Genomic DNA, 16343 nt, shown 5'->3' on the forward strand with positions numbered 1-16343 from the left:
GACAATATTAAAACAATTATAATTTCCTGATATTTAAAGTTTTGAATCTATTTGCCGATACAGAAATTGGCAAAAATATTACCTAGTAAATCATCAGAAGTTATCTCACCCGTGATTTCACCAAAGTGATATAAAGCCTGGCGAATATCTATTGCCATTAGGTCTCCAGAAAGCCCATTGTCTATTCCATATTGTACTTTTTGAATTTCTTCTAAAGCTTTTAATAAGGCATCATAATGTCTAGAGTTGGTCACAATAGTTTCGTCATTTCTAAGTGCTCCGGTATTAACAAAATCTAATAGCTTATTTTGTAATTCTTCTACACCTTTATTTTGTTTAGCAGATAATAAATGAATATTGTCAACTTCTGAAGTTAAAGAGGAAACCTGAGGTTCATCAAGTTTATCTACTTTATTAGCCACAACAATTAAAGGTTTTTGAGGATATTTATTTTTAATTTTACCTATTTCAGTTTTTAATTGTTGTAAACTGTCAACAGTTAATTCAGAACTATCAATTAAATATATAACTACCTGTGCTTGCTCAATTTTCTCAAAGGTTTTTTGGATACCTATACTTTCAACTACATCTTTGGTCTCTCTGATACCAGCAGTATCAATAAACCTAAACCCAATACCACCTATAGTAATTTCATCTTCAATGGTATCACGAGTAGTTCCGGCAATGTCCGAAACAATAGCCCGTTCTTCATTTAATAAAGCATTAAGTAAAGTAGATTTACCTACATTTGGTTCTCCTACAATAGCCACAGGAATCCCGTTTTTAATTACATTTCCAACAGCAAAAGAATCTATTAACCGTTTTAAGACTTTAGTGATTCTAGATATTAAATCTTGGAACTGGGTTCTATTAGCAAATTCTACATCTTCCTCGGCAAAATCAAGTTCGAGCTCTATTAAAGATGCAAAATTAAGAAGTTCATCTCGTAATTTTTTAATTTCATTACTAAACCCACCTCGCATTTGTTGCATAGCAATTTGATGAGAAGCTTCTGAATCAGAAGCAATCAGATCGGCAACCGCTTCAGCTTGTGATAAGTCTAATTTCCCATTTATAAAAGCGCGTAGGGTAAATTCACCAGCATTTGCCGTTCTACAGCCCCGACGAAGCAATAATTGAATGATTTCTTGTTGAATATAACTTGACCCATGACAGGATATTTCTACGGTAGGTTCTCCTGTATAAGAAGTAGTTCCCTTAAATAAAGATATCAGTACTTCATCTAAGACACGTTCATCATCGATAATATGCCCTAAGTGTATAGTATGACTTTTTTGTTTATTAAGATCTTTTCCTTTAATAGAACGAAATAGGGGAGCGCAAATACTAATTGCATCTTTTCCCGAAACTCTAATCACTGCTATAGCGCCAGCTCCTGCTGGAGTAGCTAAAGCAACTATGGTATCTTGTGAAATCATATTTTACTAATAGAAAGTACAAAAATAGACATAATATAATCTTACATTTCATTTTAGACTTCAAACTTTTTTGTAGACAAAATTTTCTTCCTTACTTTTATTGCTGGGGTTGAAATTTTAATAGATTTCTAAGACAAAAAATAAAGGGAAATAAAGTAGATGTAATTTAATAGTTTTTAAATGCATTTATATGGAGTATATGTTTAAGGAGTAACTAATCTTAAGCAAAATTGATTTAGTAACTAAATTTAATTTCTATATACTAAAACTTTTATTTTTATGAATTTTCACAGCACAAACTCATTTAATAATAGGAAACTACTATTAAAACACGAAATTATTGCTGCCGTCTGTGCAGTTTTCATGCTAATTCCTTTTGTCAATTATGCTCAGACACAAAGTTTAGCAAGACACGAAACTCCTTATAATTTAACATTAAAATCGGATGGAGTTGTTGGTAAAAACGGCTCGAATGTTATTACAGAAGAAATTTCCGAAACAGGAGCTACTTGGTTGCGTCTGTTTTTTAAGGATGTAAACCTAGGTGATCAGAGTACGATTACTATTACTTCAAAACTAGATGGAGCTACTCAGGTTTTAACTTCTAAGACTCTAAAAGATTGGAATAACTCTAGTGCATATTTTAATGGAGATGCGGTTACAGTAACCTTATCAGTTGCTGCAAATGACCCTTCGGCTAAAATTAATATTTCAGAATTAAGTGTTGGGGAACTTGATCCTACTATAAAATCACAATGTGGTTCTAATGATGATAGGGTAGATTCTGCTGATGATGCTATTGGTAGAATAGTTCCTATAGGTTGTACAGGTTGGATTATCACGAATGGTAAATTGGTTACTGCAGGTCACTGTGTAGGTAGTAGAGCTGAGATAATCGAATTTAATGTACCAAAATCAAATCCTGATAGAACTATAGTTCATCCTGGACCAGAGGATCAATATCCAATAGGAAATTTTGTATCACCATATCCAAATAGTCCTAGTCAAGCAAATGACTGGGCAGTTTTTGATGGTTTTGCTAATTCTCAAACAGGTCAAACACCAATTCAAGGACAAGGAGCATCATACAATGTAGTGCAAGATGCACCTGGAGCTAATATCACAATAACTGGTTTCGGAACAGATACTGGAATTGATAATCAAACACAACAAATTCATACAGGGCCATTAAGTTCTACAACAAATACTTTTGTTAGATATAGAACTGATACTACAGGAGGAAATTCTGGAAGCCCTATAATCGATACTGCGACAGGAAATGCTGTTGGAGTTCATGCATATGGTGGATGTTCTGGATCTGGTGGATCTAATTCGGGAGAAAGAGCTACTATACCTGCTTTCTGGGATGCAATGGGGTTAGGAACGCCACCACCGCCGCCAACCGATGAGTGTTCAGGAGATGTTTCGTCTTTTCCTTACAACGAAAGTTTTGAAGGATCTATAGGGGCTTGGTCACAATCTTCAAGTGATGATATTAATTGGACTGTAAATTCTGGAGGTACTCCTTCTAATGGAACTGGACCTAGTGGAGCGGTTGATGGTACTTCTTATATTTATGTAGAAGCATCAGGAAATGGAACTGGATACCCAAATAAACAAGCAATTTTAAATGCACCTTGTTTAGATTTTAGTGGAGCATCATCTCCAACATTAAGTTTTCAGTATCATATGACAGGAAATGCTGTAGGTGCATTAAATGTTGAAGCTAGAACTAATAATACAGGAAACTGGGTTAGTATATTTAATAGATCTGGAGATCAAGGTGCTGATTGGAATGCTGCAAGCGTTGATCTTTCTGCATATGCGGGTAATTCTAGTGTTCAATTAAGATTAAATGTAGTTACGAGCACTAGCTGGCAAGGAGATATTACTATTGATGATTTAAGTATAACTAACGGAACAACGCCACCACCTCCAGCATGTGATTCATTAGATTTTAATGATTTTGCAATTACTGGTTTTTCTAACCAAGATTCTGCAGGAAACTTTTCTATAGGTAATGGAGGAGCATCAATATCAATGACTGATAATACTTGGAAATATATTGCGCTAAATTATAACGTAACTGCTAATACAGTTATCGAGTTTGAATTTAGTAGTAGTAGTCAAGGAGAAATTCATGGAGTTGGTTTTGAAGATGATAACTCGTTGACTTCGACTAGATATTTTAAAGTGCATGGTTCTCAGAATTACGGAGTTACTAATTTTGATAATTATGCTGGCGGAACTACTACGTATATTATTCCGGTAGGTAATTTTTATACTGGAAATATGGATAGATTAGTATTCATAAATGATAATGATGCTGGTAGTGGTAATAACTCTACGTTCTCTAATGTTAAAATTTATGAAGGTTCTTGTGGGCAATCTGCAACTGCAGAAAGCTTAATTGCTGACTTAGAATCTACTGAAGCAATTTTAGGAAATGAACCAGAAGGTATATTCAATGACGTAAGAATCGCACCGAACCCAGCGACGAATAATTTTTCGATACACCTTAATCCATTTGTGAAAAAAGCAAATGCGACAGTATTTTCTATTCTAGGTCAAAAACAAGCTGAGATAAAACTTCAACCAGGAGCGAACACGATTTCTGCTAAGAATTTATCATTGGGATTAGGTATTTATTTAATTCGAATAGAGAGCGATGGAGAATCTATAACACAAAAACTAATAATCAATTAATAAATGATATAGAATTAAATTTAGTTATTACAATAGAGAAGCACCCTAAGTTTTTAGGGTGCTTTTTTTTATATATGTTTTCTAATAATTTTACTTCACTTAAAAGCAGTAAAACAAATTTTATTTGCTTTCTACGAATTATTTCGTAGATTTGTTACGAAATAATTCGTAGCATGAAACAATATACAGATAAAGAGTTTGATATTCTTACTATTCTATGGAATTGCAAGGAAGCTTCTGTACAAGAAGTACATGAGAAGTTAAATAGTAGTAGTGGATATACAACTACTTTAAAACTGATGCAGATCATGTTTGATAAAGGTTTTGTAGAAAGACGAAAAGAAGGTAAAAAACACATTTATGTTCCATTAGTAGATCAAGAAAAAGCACAAGAATCAGGTATTAAGAAAATGATCAGTGGTCTTTTTGGAGGATCTAAACTTAGTTTTGCTCAAAGTTTTCTAGGAAACACAAAACCTTCTAAGGAAGAATTGGAAGCGATCAAAGAAATGATAGAAAAAATAGAAAAGGATGCTGGAGATTCTTTATAGTAATTTATTAAATCTTTTCTTTGACTCAATCTGGATTGGCGGAGTGTTTTGGGTACTTCTCCAAGTTTCTCTACAGTTGATCCAACCTAAATATGCGAACTATAGATATTATGTGTCCTTACTATTATTCTTTAGTTTTATTTTAGTTTTAGTCGTTATATCATTTGGTTACGATTCTATGTATGACCTATGGTTGAAACCAAAAATACTTCAACTTACATCTATAATAGGAGAAAAATCAATAAGTTTCAATGTAGTAGATAAACTGCAATTATTTATTGTTACGAATAAGTATTTAATTTGTTTGTTTTGGTTTTTTGGCTTGTGCATTAGTATTCTTAAGCTTTTCTTTCAAACTAAAGCCATATACAGTGTTAAAGAATCAGGAATTGTCGATTATGGCTTGTTAGAGCTTAAGAAAAACCTCATTGAAAAATTAGAAATTAAAAAAGAGGTTCTTATTAAATTTATTAATAACGGTAGTCATCCCTTTACTATTGGTTATTGGCGTCCTATAATTTATTTTCCAATACAAGCTGTAACTACTTTTTCTGAAGAAGAGTTAGAGTTGATCCTTTTTCACGAATTAATACATATAAAAAGAAATGATTTTTTGATAAACTTAGTACAAATTTGTGTCGAGACTATTTTCTTTTTCAACCCTTTCATAATTCATATTTCTAAAATAATAAAAAATGAAAGAGAGGTATCTTGTGATTTTAACGTGATTAAAGAAGGGTATTCCACATTGTCTTATGCTAAAGCATTACAACGTTCTTATAAATTACATTACGATTTGTCTCTAAGTTTTGGTAATCAAAATGTATATAATAGAGTTAAAAACCTTACTTGGTTCAAGACTGATAATAAAAAGAATAATTCTTATAAAAATGGTATTCTAGGACTTCTCTTTATTGGTTTTCTTTTTATAGGATTTGGATTTAGTATTTCTACTAAAAATAATTTATCTAAAAAAATTCTAGGGTATGATACTGAAGTTTATCCTAGGGTATATGTCAATATAGATACGATTATTCTTCAGTCCGATCCATCTCGTCACTTGCATTTATATTGCGAAAAAGAGTATGCGTATTATGAAGATGGTATTCTTAAAAATAATGAGTTAGAGAATAACTTTAGTATAGAAAGAATTGATAAAGGTTCGTACATAGAGGTGATACATTTTGATAAGAAAAAAAAGCAGGTAATTGGTAAGATGCGGCAAAAAAAGGACAATTCAGATTGGTTGCATTTTCTTAATGAAGTAAGCAATTATTGTATGTTCACCCCAGATGAGGTCGTAAGGTATATTAATTTTGCCATGTTAGGAGATATTTACATAGGTGATGAACGTTTATCAAATGAAAAGCAAATAGAATTACGATCTAAGTTTCCAGGAGCTTTTGGAAAACCTTTATTGAAACCAAGTGATATAGCATTTGTAAAAGAAATGATTTCAGAACTTCAGAAGGATAATTTATTAGAAACGAATTATGATAAATCACAAGTTGTTTTTCAAGTTAAAAATGGAGACTTATTATATTTAAACGATTCCGTTCTTAATAAAAAATATGCAGACAAGTATTTTATTTATTTAAGAAAACTTTCAGGCGAGAATTTTTATGAACTCGTTAAATATCGAATAAAATAAAACAGATTCGAACAAAACAATTCACACAATTTAATTCAATCAAATTATGAAAAAACTTCTTTTATTTACATTAGTCACACTATTATTAAGTTGTAGTAAATCGGATAAAACTATTCTGGACGAAACTATAGCAAAATTAAATACATTAGAGACTATAGAGTATAGAGCGCAAGTAACATTTCTTCCTAAAAAGGACGATAGAAATAATATTTTCGAAGGAAATTGTTTTTACGATTTTACTAGTAAAGATTCCTTGTTGGGTGCAAAATATCATTTCGTTATGGAGGATGGTGATGAACAAGTTTTTGATGGAGAAAAAATGTTTTATACTTCTGTTAAAGAAGAAAGAGTTTTATATGAAAATGATCCCAAGGATTATCAAGTGAATAGTTCAATTCTTGGATTACGTTCTTTATTAGAATTAAAAAAGGTGTTACCAACATTGGCAAGTGACTCTACAGTTATTCTTGAAAAGAGAGTAGATACAATCATTAATAATGTAGAGTGTCGTCAATTTAATTTTTCAATCCCAGACAGATATATTTCAGATGGTAAATTGGTTAGAGTAGGAAAGGAGATGAAGGATTATATATATAATTATGAAATTTCAATTTCTAAAAATAATAAGTTACCTGTGTACATTAGGACTAGTAATTCTTTTGCTGATCAAGTGATCACAGCAGAGTTGAGTGATTTTGATATGGATGCTAAAAGAGATTCATCCGTATGGAGTTATGAAAGATTTCCGGAAGGGTATTTAACGATGACTGAGAGAGAATACTATAAGAGAGAAAGAATCAATATGGAAAGTAATATCGGAAAGAAAGCACCTGATTTTACATTACCAAGCCTTGCAGGAGATACAATATCATTATCAAAACTGGAGAATAAGCTTACTTTATTAGAATTTTGGTTTCCCAATTGTGGCGGATGTGTAGAAGCGGTACCTCATATAAATGAAATACAAAAAAGATATAAGAAAAACGGGTTAAGTATTTATGGAATAGAATTTACTAGATCTAATGATAAAGGGTTAAGGGATTATGTAGAAAAACAACATATAGAGATACCTACTTTATACCTTGGAAAAGGTACCGCTTCGTCTTATGGGACTTCTGCAGCTCCAACTTTTGTTTTGCTAAATGAACAAAAGGAGATTTTATACATACGTATGGGATTAGAAAAAGAAACACTTATAAAAATGATAGAAACTGAATTAGGTATTTAATTGTAGTTATTGTATTTATTTTGAGATTCGGGTTGTGATCAATCCGAATCTTTTCTTTTATGTAAGGAATATTGTAACGTTTTGCTATTGTTTTCGTCATATAGATATAGGATGCTAATTTTATTAGCAAAACCTAAACTTTCATCAACCAAAAACTAAATAAATCATGAGACAGGACAGATCATTACTAGTTATTACCCATTTATCACAATTATTAGACCTTGTAACCGGGTTCGGAGGGTTTGTAGTACCATTAATATTATGGCTTACACAAAGAGAACAAGTATTAGCAATGGATAATCACGGAAAATCAATTATGAATTTTCAGATAAGTATGTTTATTTATGCAATTGTTTGTATACCATTAATACTATTATTTGGAGTAGGAATTTTAGGATTAATTGTTATAGGTATTTTATGCTTAGTATTCCCTATAATAAATGCAATTAAAGCTAGTAACGGAGAAGAACCATCATATCCGTTATCCATGGAAATTATAAAATAATGAATAAGAAAAAGGGCCGATTATAAATCGGCCCTTTCTATAAATATATAAGTTGAATTAAATTCTAGTGTTGATTTAATCTAAAATCTGGATAAGCATCCATTCCATGTTCATGACCGTCAAGACCATCAATTTCTTCTTTTTCAGAAACTCTAATACCGATAGTTTTCTTTAATGCAAATATGATAATAAATGAGGTTGCTACACAAAATCCACCAGCAGCTAATACACCAACTCCTTGTACTAAGAATTGATCAAAACCAGCTTTCGCTCCGAAGATCCCAACAGCTAATGTTCCCCAAATACCACAGATTAAGTGAACCGCAATAGCCCCTACTGGATCATCTAATCTTAATTTATCGATTAATGCTACACCAAATACAATGATTGCACCAGCAATTGCGCCAATTAACACCGCATCTGTTGGTGTCATCTGATCGGCCCCAGCAGTAATACCTACTAATCCACCTAAAATACCATTTAGGAACATTGTTAAGTCATAGTTCTTGTATAATAGTGTAGAAACTAAAAATGCAACAACTCCACCTGCAGCGGCAGCAAGAGATGTAGTTACTAATGTAAGAGATGTTCCAGCCGCATCAGCAGAAAGTACAGAACCACCATTAAACCCAAACCATCCTAACCAAAGAATTAATACACCAGCCGCAGCTAAGGGAATGTTATGACCCGGTATCGCTTGTGGTTTACCATCAGAACCGAATTTACCAATTCTAGATCCTAATAACCATACAGCTACTAAAGCTGCCCATCCTCCTACAGAGTGAACTAATGTAGAACCAGCAAAGTCATAAAATCCTTCAGCTTCACCAATCTGGAAAGATGATAAGAACCCGCCTCCCCATTGCCAAGATCCCACAATTGGGTATACTAATCCTACATATACTATGGTGAAAATCATAAAAGCTCCAAGCTTAATACGTTCTGCAACAGCACCAGAAACTATTGTAGCAGCTGTAGCAGCAAACATTCCTTGAAAAAGAAAATCTGTCCAATATGTATATCCTTCATTATATGTTAAATCTAAGGCTCCTTCTACGACTGGAGAACTCAATCCAAAACCTGCAAATCCAATAAATCCTGCTGCATCTTTTTCAAAACCAGGATACATTAAATTGAATCCTACTAAACAGTATAGTAATAAACCTACACAGATGATGAATACGTTTTTGAAAAGAATATTAATTGTGTTTTTTTGACGAGTTAATCCAATTTCTAAAAAAGAGAAACCCAAATGCATGAAAAAGACCAGTGCTGTACACACCATCATCCATACGTTGTTTATAGTTAACATTTCCATTATATAATTGACTATTAAAAGTTATTTTTTGTTTTCAGTTGGTAATTTTTTGTGTGGTGGTTAGGATAGTGTGGAGCCACCTTTTTCAGAAGTACGAATTCGATATGCTTCTTTTATATCAGACACAAATACTTTTCCGTCTCCGACTTCTCCTGTTTTACCAGCTTCAAGAATTGCTGATACAGCAGCTTCTTCAAACTCATCGTTTACTACGATTGATAAAAAACGTCTCTGGATATCTGTTGTGCTATATGAGATTCCACGATATACGTGACCTTGTTTTTCATTACCTACACCAGTAACATCCCAATAAGAAAAGAATGTGATACCTTTTTCATGTAAAGCTTCTTTTACAACACGGTATTTTGATCTTCTGATGATTGCTTCTATTTTCTTCATAAAGACTAAAAAGTTAAAATTAATGTTAAATCTGTGTCAAAAATATGTGAATTACTTTTTAGCCTCAAAATTTTGAAGGGTAATCATAGTATTTTTATCATTTTGAAATATTTACCCCCTAAAAAATTAGGGGTGTGTATTTTTTGAAGAAATAAATGAGGATTTCGCAGTAAGGTGTTTCTACTTTTTTACGAAAACGTTTTCATACCCTTTTTTTGATTCTAAATTGCTGTAAACCCTTATGTTATTTGGTGTTTTTAACCAAAAACCGCGTTATTAAATTCGTAATTTGAAGTCTTTATTTTAGGATTCTATTAGTTAAATAGTACTTTTTTTGTTGAGCTCTAAAAAGTGATGTTCGATAAGCCCTTTTTCTTTTTCCTTCCTTAAGGTTTTGTTAATTTCAACAACTTGAAACACTTTAGAGCGGAAATAATATGAAGAAACAAGGAATGTATCTACCAGAATTCGAACACGACGCATGTGGTGCCGGATTTATTTGTAGTTTAGAAGGGAAGAAGTCTAATGATATTATTCATAAGGCACTTGAAATTCTGGAAAAATTAGAACATCGTGGAGCTGTAAGTTCAGATGGAAAAACAGGAGATGGAGCCGGAATACTAATAGATATCCCTCATGATTTCTTTGTAGAAAACTGTCCGTTTGAGTTACCAAAAGCAGGAGAATATGCTGTAAGTAATGTGTTTTTACCTAAAAAAGAAAATCAAAGACAATTTTGTGTTGATACTTTTGAAAAGAATATTACTGGTCAAGGTCTTGTTCTTTTAGGTTGGAGGGATGTACCTGTTGATACTGTACATTTAGGAGAAATAGCAGCTATAACTGAACCATCGATTAAGCAGATTTTTATTGGTAAAAGTGACAAGGATCAAAGTTATTTTGATTTTAACCTAAAATTATTCACAGCTCGTAAGGTTACAGAACATGAAATATATAGTTCTAAATTATCTGAGAATAAGTTTTTCTATCTACCTAGTTTATCTACCAAAACATTGATATTCAAGGGGCTGTTAATGCCAGAAGATATTAAATTGTATTATACAGATCTTATGGATCCGAAAGTGGTAACAAGATTAGCTTTGGTACACCAACGTTTTTCGACAAATACCTTTCCTACTTGGGATTTAGCTCAACCATTCCGATATATGTGTCATAATGGTGAGATTAATACATTAAGAGGGAATGTTACCAGAATGCGTTCTAGAGAAGAATTATTAGAAAGTGAGTGGTTTGGAGATGATATAAAAAAAATATTACCAGTAGTTCTTAAAGGAAAATCGGATTCTGCATCTATGGATATGGTTGTAGAATTATTGTTAATGACAGGAAGATCACTTCCAGAAGTTATGATGATGATGGTTCCAGAAGCTTGGGAGAAGAACTCAGAAATGTCTGAAGCTAAAAAAGCATTTTACGAATACAATTCGTGCGCAATGGAACCGTGGGATGGTCCAGCATCTATTCCATTTACAGATGGAAATTATATTGGAGCAGTGTTGGATAGGAACGGATTAAGACCTTCTCGTTATACAGTTACAAAAGATGGATATGTAATTATGTCTTCTGAAACTGGTGTGGTAGATATAGCGCCAAGCAACCTAGAATTTCACGGTAGACTAGAACCAGGTAAGATGTTCTTGGTAAATATGGATGAAGGTAGAATTGTTAATGATGAGGAAATAAAGGAAGAGATTGCATCAAAACATCCTTATAGAGAATGGTTAAACAATAATTTAGTGCACCTAAAAGATATTGGTTATAATGATTGTCCTTTGTTTTTAGGAGAAGAAACTATTGATAAGCGTAAAGAAGTATTTGGATATACTCAGGAAGATATAGATACCATTATAGTTCCAATGAGTCAGTTAGCAAAAGAGCCAATAGGTTCCATGGGATCAGATACTCCAATTGCAGTACTCTCACAAAGATCTCAACTGATTTACAACTATTTTAAGCAGTTATTTGCGCAGGTAACAAATCCTCCTTTAGATGGAATTCGTGAAGAACTAATTACGGATATTAGTTTAACACTAGGAGCAGATCACAATATTTTTAATATTGACGAAAAGCATTGTAATAAATTAAAGATCCAGAACCCTGTTATTTCTAAAGAAGATTTAGATAAGATAAAAACATATTCAGATAAAGGCTTTAAGGCAACTTCTGTTTCTATGTTATATAATATTAATAGAGGACTTAATGGTTTAGAAGATGCATTAGAATCTACTTTAGAAAAAGTATCAGAAGCAATAGATGATGGAAGTAATATTATCATACTTTCTGATAGAAATATAAGTAAACACCGAGCTCCGATTCCAGCATTATTAGCTTGTTCTTTTGTTAATAGTGGTTTACAGAAATTAGGAAAACGATCTCAGGTAAGTATAATTGTAGAATCTGCTGAACCGAGAGAAGTACATCATTTTGCTTTATTATTTGGATATGGTGCTAGTGCTATAAATCCTTATATGGTAAATGAAATTATAAAAGAACAAATTGAAGATAATAATATTACTGAATTAGCAGCAGAAGAAGCTGTTAATAATTACAATAAAGCAGTAGGTAAAGGAGTATTGAAGGTGATGAACAAAATTGGTATCTCTACTTTGAATTCCTATCGCAGTTCTCAACTTTTCGAGTGTATTGGTATCAATACTAAAGTAGTCGATAAATATTTCCCGAATACAGCTACTAGAATTCAAGGAATTGGATTGTACGAAATCGAAAAGGAAATTGCTAAGCGTCATAAAAGAGCTTATATCGAAAGAGAAGTAGATGCAGATTTAGATTTAGAAATAGGAGGGCAATATAGATGGAGACGAAATGGAGAAAAACATCAATTTAATCCACTTTCTGTAGCTAAACTTCAGAAATCTGTTAGAGATAACGATCCTAAGACTTATAAGGAATATGCCAGTTTAATCAATGAGCAGTCAAAAAGCTTAATGACTATTCGAGGATTATTAGAGTTTTCTAATTATGATCCAATTCCATTAGATGAGGTAGAGCCTTGGACAGAAATTGTAAAACGTTTTAAAACGGGAGCAATGTCATATGGGTCTATAAGCCAGGAAGCACATGAGAACCTTGCAGTTGCTATGAACCGTATTGGCGGAAAGAGTAACTCTGGAGAAGGAGGAGAAAATCCATTACGTTTTTATAAAGATGTAAATGGTGATTGGAAAAATAGTGCGATTAAGCAAGTTGCTTCAGGTAGGTTTGGTGTTTCATCAAACTATCTGACAAATGCCGCTGAGATACAGATTAAAATGGCTCAAGGAGCTAAACCAGGAGAAGGTGGTCAACTACCTGGTGCAAAAGTAAATCCGGAGATAGCTAAAACTCGTAACTCTACTCCATATGTTGGATTGATTTCACCACCACCACATCATGATATTTATTCGATTGAAGATCTATCTCAGTTAATATATGATTTGAAATCTGCTAACAGAGATGCCCGAATTAATGTAAAATTGGTATCAGAAGTAGGAGTAGGGACTGTAGCTGCAGGAGTAGCAAAAGCGAAAGCAGATGTTGTATTAATATCTGGATTTGATGGAGGAACAGGAGCATCACCGTTAACATCATTAAAACATGCAGGTTTGCCTTGGGAATTAGGAATTGCTGAGGCGCAACAAACCTTAGTGGGTAATAATTTAAGGAGCCGTATCGTATTAGAGTGTGATGGACAATTGAAAACAGGACGAGATGTAGCCGTGGCCTGTCTTTTAGGAGCAGAAGAATTTGGTTTTGCAACTGCACCTTTAGTAGCATCTGGATGTATTATGATGCGTGTATGTCACTTAAATACGTGTCCAGTAGGTATTGCAACTCAAAATCCAGAATTGCGTAAGAAATTTAAAGGAAAACCAGAGCATGTAGTAAACTATATGTATTTCGTAGCTCAAGAGCTAAGAGAGATTATGGCACAACTTGGTTTCCGTACAATTAATGAAATGGTTGGACAAGTCCATAAACTAGATCGAAAACAAGCAATTGAACATTATAAGACTGCTGGGGTTGATCTCTCGCCAATATTACATCAGGTGGAAGCTTCAGAAGGAGTAGGGATATACAATTCAGAAATACAAGATCATGGTTTAGGAAAATCTATAGATTTCGAAATAATAGAACAAGCGCATCAAGCATTGTTTAGAAAAGAAAAGACAACCTTAGATTTTGATATTACGAATACAGATAGAGCGGTTGGTGCTATTCTTAGTAATGAGATTTCTAAAATATATGGAGCACAAGGGTTACCCGAAAGTACACTGAAGTTAAATTTCACGGGTGCAGCAGGACAAAGTTTTGGTGCTTTTGCAACCAAAGGATTAACAATGATTGTGAATGGGAATACTAATGATTATTTAGGAAAAGGACTTTCTGGAGCTAAATTAATTATCAAAGTACCTGATGAAGCAACACTTGTACCAGAAAACAATGTAATTACAGGTAATGTTACTTTATATGGAGCAACAGATGGAGAAGTATTTATAAACGGTAAGGCTGGAGAACGTTTCTGTGTTCGTAATTCTGGTGCCAAAGCTGTGGTAGAAGGTATAGGAGATCATGGTTGTGAATATATGACAGGAGGAGTTGCTGTTATTTTAGGAGAAGTAGGAAGAAACTTTGGAGCAGGAATGTCTGGTGGTATTGCATATATATATGATGATAAAAAGACATTCGAGGCACATTGTAATAAAGACGCATTAAACTTAGATCCTGTAGAAATATCAGAAGATGTATTGGAATTAAAAGACTTAATAGAATCACATTACAACGCAACCTTAAGCCCTTTGGCACAAAGAATTCTGGAAAATTGGGAGAGTGAATTACCAAAATTCATTAAGATTTTCCCAGAGGAGTATAAACAAGCTTTAAAAAGATTAGAAGAAGAAAAACTAGCACAAGCATAAACGATAATAGACATGGGAAAGATAACTGGATTTTTAGAATTTGAGAGAGAGATCGAACAGTACCAGCCTGTTAAAGATCGTATAAAAGGATATAAAGAGTTTACCGTTCCTATGGAGGAAAGTAAACTTAAAAATCAAGGAGCAAGATGTATGGATTGTGGAATTCCATTTTGTCATAGTGGTTGTCCATTAGGAAATTTAATTCCTGATTTTAATGATGCTGTGTATCGTGGTAAATGGGAGAAAGCAACGAGAATATTACATTCTACTAATAATTTTCCTGAATTTACAGGTAGATTATGTCCAGCACCTTGTGAAGAAGCGTGTGTTCTTGGGATTAATGAAGATCCTGTTACTATAGAAAATATAGAAAAGAATATAGTTGAAGAAGCCTTTAAAAATGGATGGATAAAAGCAAACCCTCCAAAAGAAAGAACGGGTAAGACTGTTGCGGTAATTGGATCTGGACCTGCGGGACTTGCCACTGCCCAACAATTGAATCGAGCGGGACATTTAGTGACTGTTTTTGAAAGAGATGAAAAGGTAGGAGGGTTATTACGTTATGGAATTCCTGATTTTAAGATGGAAAAAAATGTAATTGATCGTAGAATTATTGTTTTAGAAGAAGAAGGTATAGTTTTTAAAACGAACACACATATAGGAAAAGATATTAAAGCAGATGAACTGAAAGCTGATTTTGATGCAGTAGTATTATGTACAGGAGCTACAGTAAGACGTAATTTACCGGTAAAAGGTATAGACTTAAAAGGTGTAGTTCAGGCAATGGATTTTCTTCCTCAGAATAATCGTAGAGTAGATGGGATTAAAGATTTAGGAGAGGAAATTTTAGCAACTGATAAAGATGTAATTGTGATAGGAGGAGGAGATACAGGATCAGATTGTATTGGAACTTCTGTGCGACATGGGGCGACTTCAGTGACGAATTTCGAGATTATGGGTAAAGGAACTATAGAGCGTCCTTCGAACCAACCTTGGCCGTTTTGGCCAATGAGATTAAGAACGAGTTCTTCTCATAAAGAAGGAGTAGAACGTAATTGGAGTATTTCTACCAAGGAATTTTTGGGAGATGAAAAAGGTAACCTAAGAGGTTTAATAACTTTTGAAGTTGAATGGGTAAAAGAAAATGGTCGTTTTAGGCTACAAGAAGTTCCAGACACCGATAAAGAATGGAAATGTGAATTAGCTTTATTAGCATTAGGATTTACTGGATCGGAACCTACAATTGCAGAACAATTAGGTATTGATATGGATGCTAGAACAAATATCAAGGCTACCGAGGAGAACTATGCAACTAATGTAAAGGGTGTTTTTGCTGCAGGTGATACACGACGAGGACAATCATTAATTGTTTGGGCAATCGCAGAAGGTAGACAAGCTGCATATCATATAGATAAATATCTTATGGGGAGTTCTAACTTACCCCTTAAAGGAGATGGAGATTTACCAAGAATTTAGTTTTTTAGAATCTAATATTTAATATTAGTGTTAATAAAGGCTGCTAACTAATTTATTAGCAGCCTTTCTGCATAATAATTCCTTTGCAATTTAGAACAAATGAAAAATGCCGCTACTAATTTTAAGTAACAGC

General features: G+C 33.2%; 10 protein-coding genes. 7 read left to right on the forward strand and 3 right to left on the reverse strand.

What is annotated here, in order from left to right; genetic code table 11:
• Window positions 1-47: 47 nt before the first annotated feature.
• Window positions 48-1439: a tRNA uridine-5-carboxymethylaminomethyl(34) synthesis GTPase MnmE gene (mnmE, locus tag BMY33_RS13165; RefSeq protein ID WP_091409253.1), complete on the reverse strand. Its 1392-nt coding sequence runs from the start codon at window positions 1437-1439 to the stop codon at window positions 48-50.
• A gap of 279 nt (window positions 1440-1718) precedes the next feature.
• Between mnmE and BMY33_RS13170 the strand changes: the two genes are divergently transcribed.
• From BMY33_RS13170 to BMY33_RS13190, 5 genes are all read left to right on the forward strand, one after another.
• On the forward strand, window positions 1719-4145 hold the full coding sequence (locus BMY33_RS13170) for a T9SS type A sorting domain-containing protein (protein WP_091409256.1): 2427 nt from the start codon (window positions 1719-1721) through the stop codon (window positions 4143-4145).
• 173 nt (window positions 4146-4318) lie between these two features.
• Window positions 4319-4696 carry a BlaI/MecI/CopY family transcriptional regulator gene (locus BMY33_RS13175; RefSeq protein WP_091409258.1) on the forward strand — a complete coding sequence of 126 codons (378 nt, stop codon included), beginning with the start codon at window positions 4319-4321 and terminating at the stop codon, window positions 4694-4696.
• Entirely contained in the window at window positions 4677-6347 is a 1671-nt protein-coding gene (locus BMY33_RS13180) for a M56 family metallopeptidase (protein ID WP_091409260.1), read from the forward strand. The genes BMY33_RS13175 and BMY33_RS13180 overlap by 20 nt, the downstream gene beginning before the upstream one ends.
• Before the next feature lie 46 nt (window positions 6348-6393).
• Window positions 6394-7575, forward strand: coding sequence for a TlpA family protein disulfide reductase (locus BMY33_RS13185; RefSeq protein WP_091409263.1), 1182 nt, complete (start codon window positions 6394-6396; stop codon window positions 7573-7575).
• Between the two features lie 166 nt (window positions 7576-7741).
• Window positions 7742-8080: a DUF4870 domain-containing protein gene (locus BMY33_RS13190; RefSeq protein ID WP_091409266.1), complete on the forward strand. Its 339-nt coding sequence runs from the start codon at window positions 7742-7744 to the stop codon at window positions 8078-8080.
• Between the two features lie 64 nt (window positions 8081-8144).
• On the opposite strand, the gene BMY33_RS13195 is transcribed toward BMY33_RS13190, so the two are convergent.
• Window positions 8145-9398 carry an ammonium transporter gene (locus BMY33_RS13195; RefSeq protein WP_091409268.1) on the reverse strand — a complete coding sequence of 418 codons (1254 nt, stop codon included), beginning with the start codon at window positions 9396-9398 and terminating at the stop codon, window positions 8145-8147.
• Window positions 9399-9458: 60 nt separating this feature from the next.
• Window positions 9459-9797: a P-II family nitrogen regulator gene (locus BMY33_RS13200; RefSeq protein ID WP_027391878.1), complete on the reverse strand. Its 339-nt coding sequence runs from the start codon at window positions 9795-9797 to the stop codon at window positions 9459-9461.
• Between the two features lie 437 nt (window positions 9798-10234).
• Between BMY33_RS13200 and gltB the strand changes: the two genes are divergently transcribed.
• Entirely contained in the window at window positions 10235-14734 is a 4500-nt protein-coding gene (gltB, locus tag BMY33_RS13205) for a glutamate synthase large subunit (protein ID WP_091409271.1), read from the forward strand.
• A 12-nt stretch (window positions 14735-14746) separates the two neighbouring features.
• Window positions 14747-16210 (forward strand): glutamate synthase subunit beta, encoded by a 1464-nt coding sequence (locus tag BMY33_RS13210; RefSeq protein ID WP_091409274.1) that lies wholly within the window; start codon window positions 14747-14749, stop codon window positions 16208-16210.
• Window positions 16211-16343: the final 133 nt, after the last annotated feature.

It is taken from the genome of Aquimarina amphilecti (assembly GCF_900109375.1).
In the GTDB taxonomy this organism is placed as follows: Bacteria; Bacteroidota; Bacteroidia; order Flavobacteriales; family Flavobacteriaceae; genus Aquimarina; species Aquimarina amphilecti.

Bases quoted from the DNA above. Each gene is read 5' to 3' on its own strand.
- BMY33_RS13210 (WP_091409274.1), top strand. From the start codon at position 14,747: ATGGGAAAGATAACTGGATTTTTAGAATTTGAGAGAGAGATCGAACAG.
- gltB (WP_091409271.1), top strand. From the start codon at position 10,235: ATGAAGAAACAAGGAATGTATCTACCAGAATTCGAACACGACGCATGT.
- mnmE (WP_091409253.1), bottom strand. From the start codon at position 1,439: ATGATTTCACAAGATACCATAGTTGCTTTAGCTACTCCAGCAGGAGCT.
- BMY33_RS13185 (WP_091409263.1), top strand. From the start codon at position 6,394: ATGAAAAAACTTCTTTTATTTACATTAGTCACACTATTATTAAGTTGT.
- BMY33_RS13190 (WP_091409266.1), top strand. From the start codon at position 7,742: ATGAGACAGGACAGATCATTACTAGTTATTACCCATTTATCACAATTA.
- BMY33_RS13195 (WP_091409268.1), bottom strand. From the start codon at position 9,398: ATGGAAATGTTAACTATAAACAACGTATGGATGATGGTGTGTACAGCA.
- BMY33_RS13200 (WP_027391878.1), bottom strand. From the start codon at position 9,797: ATGAAGAAAATAGAAGCAATCATCAGAAGATCAAAATACCGTGTTGTA.
- BMY33_RS13180 (WP_091409260.1), top strand. From the start codon at position 4,677: ATGCTGGAGATTCTTTATAGTAATTTATTAAATCTTTTCTTTGACTCA.
- BMY33_RS13170 (WP_091409256.1), top strand. From the start codon at position 1,719: ATGAATTTTCACAGCACAAACTCATTTAATAATAGGAAACTACTATTA.
- BMY33_RS13175 (WP_091409258.1), top strand. From the start codon at position 4,319: ATGAAACAATATACAGATAAAGAGTTTGATATTCTTACTATTCTATGG.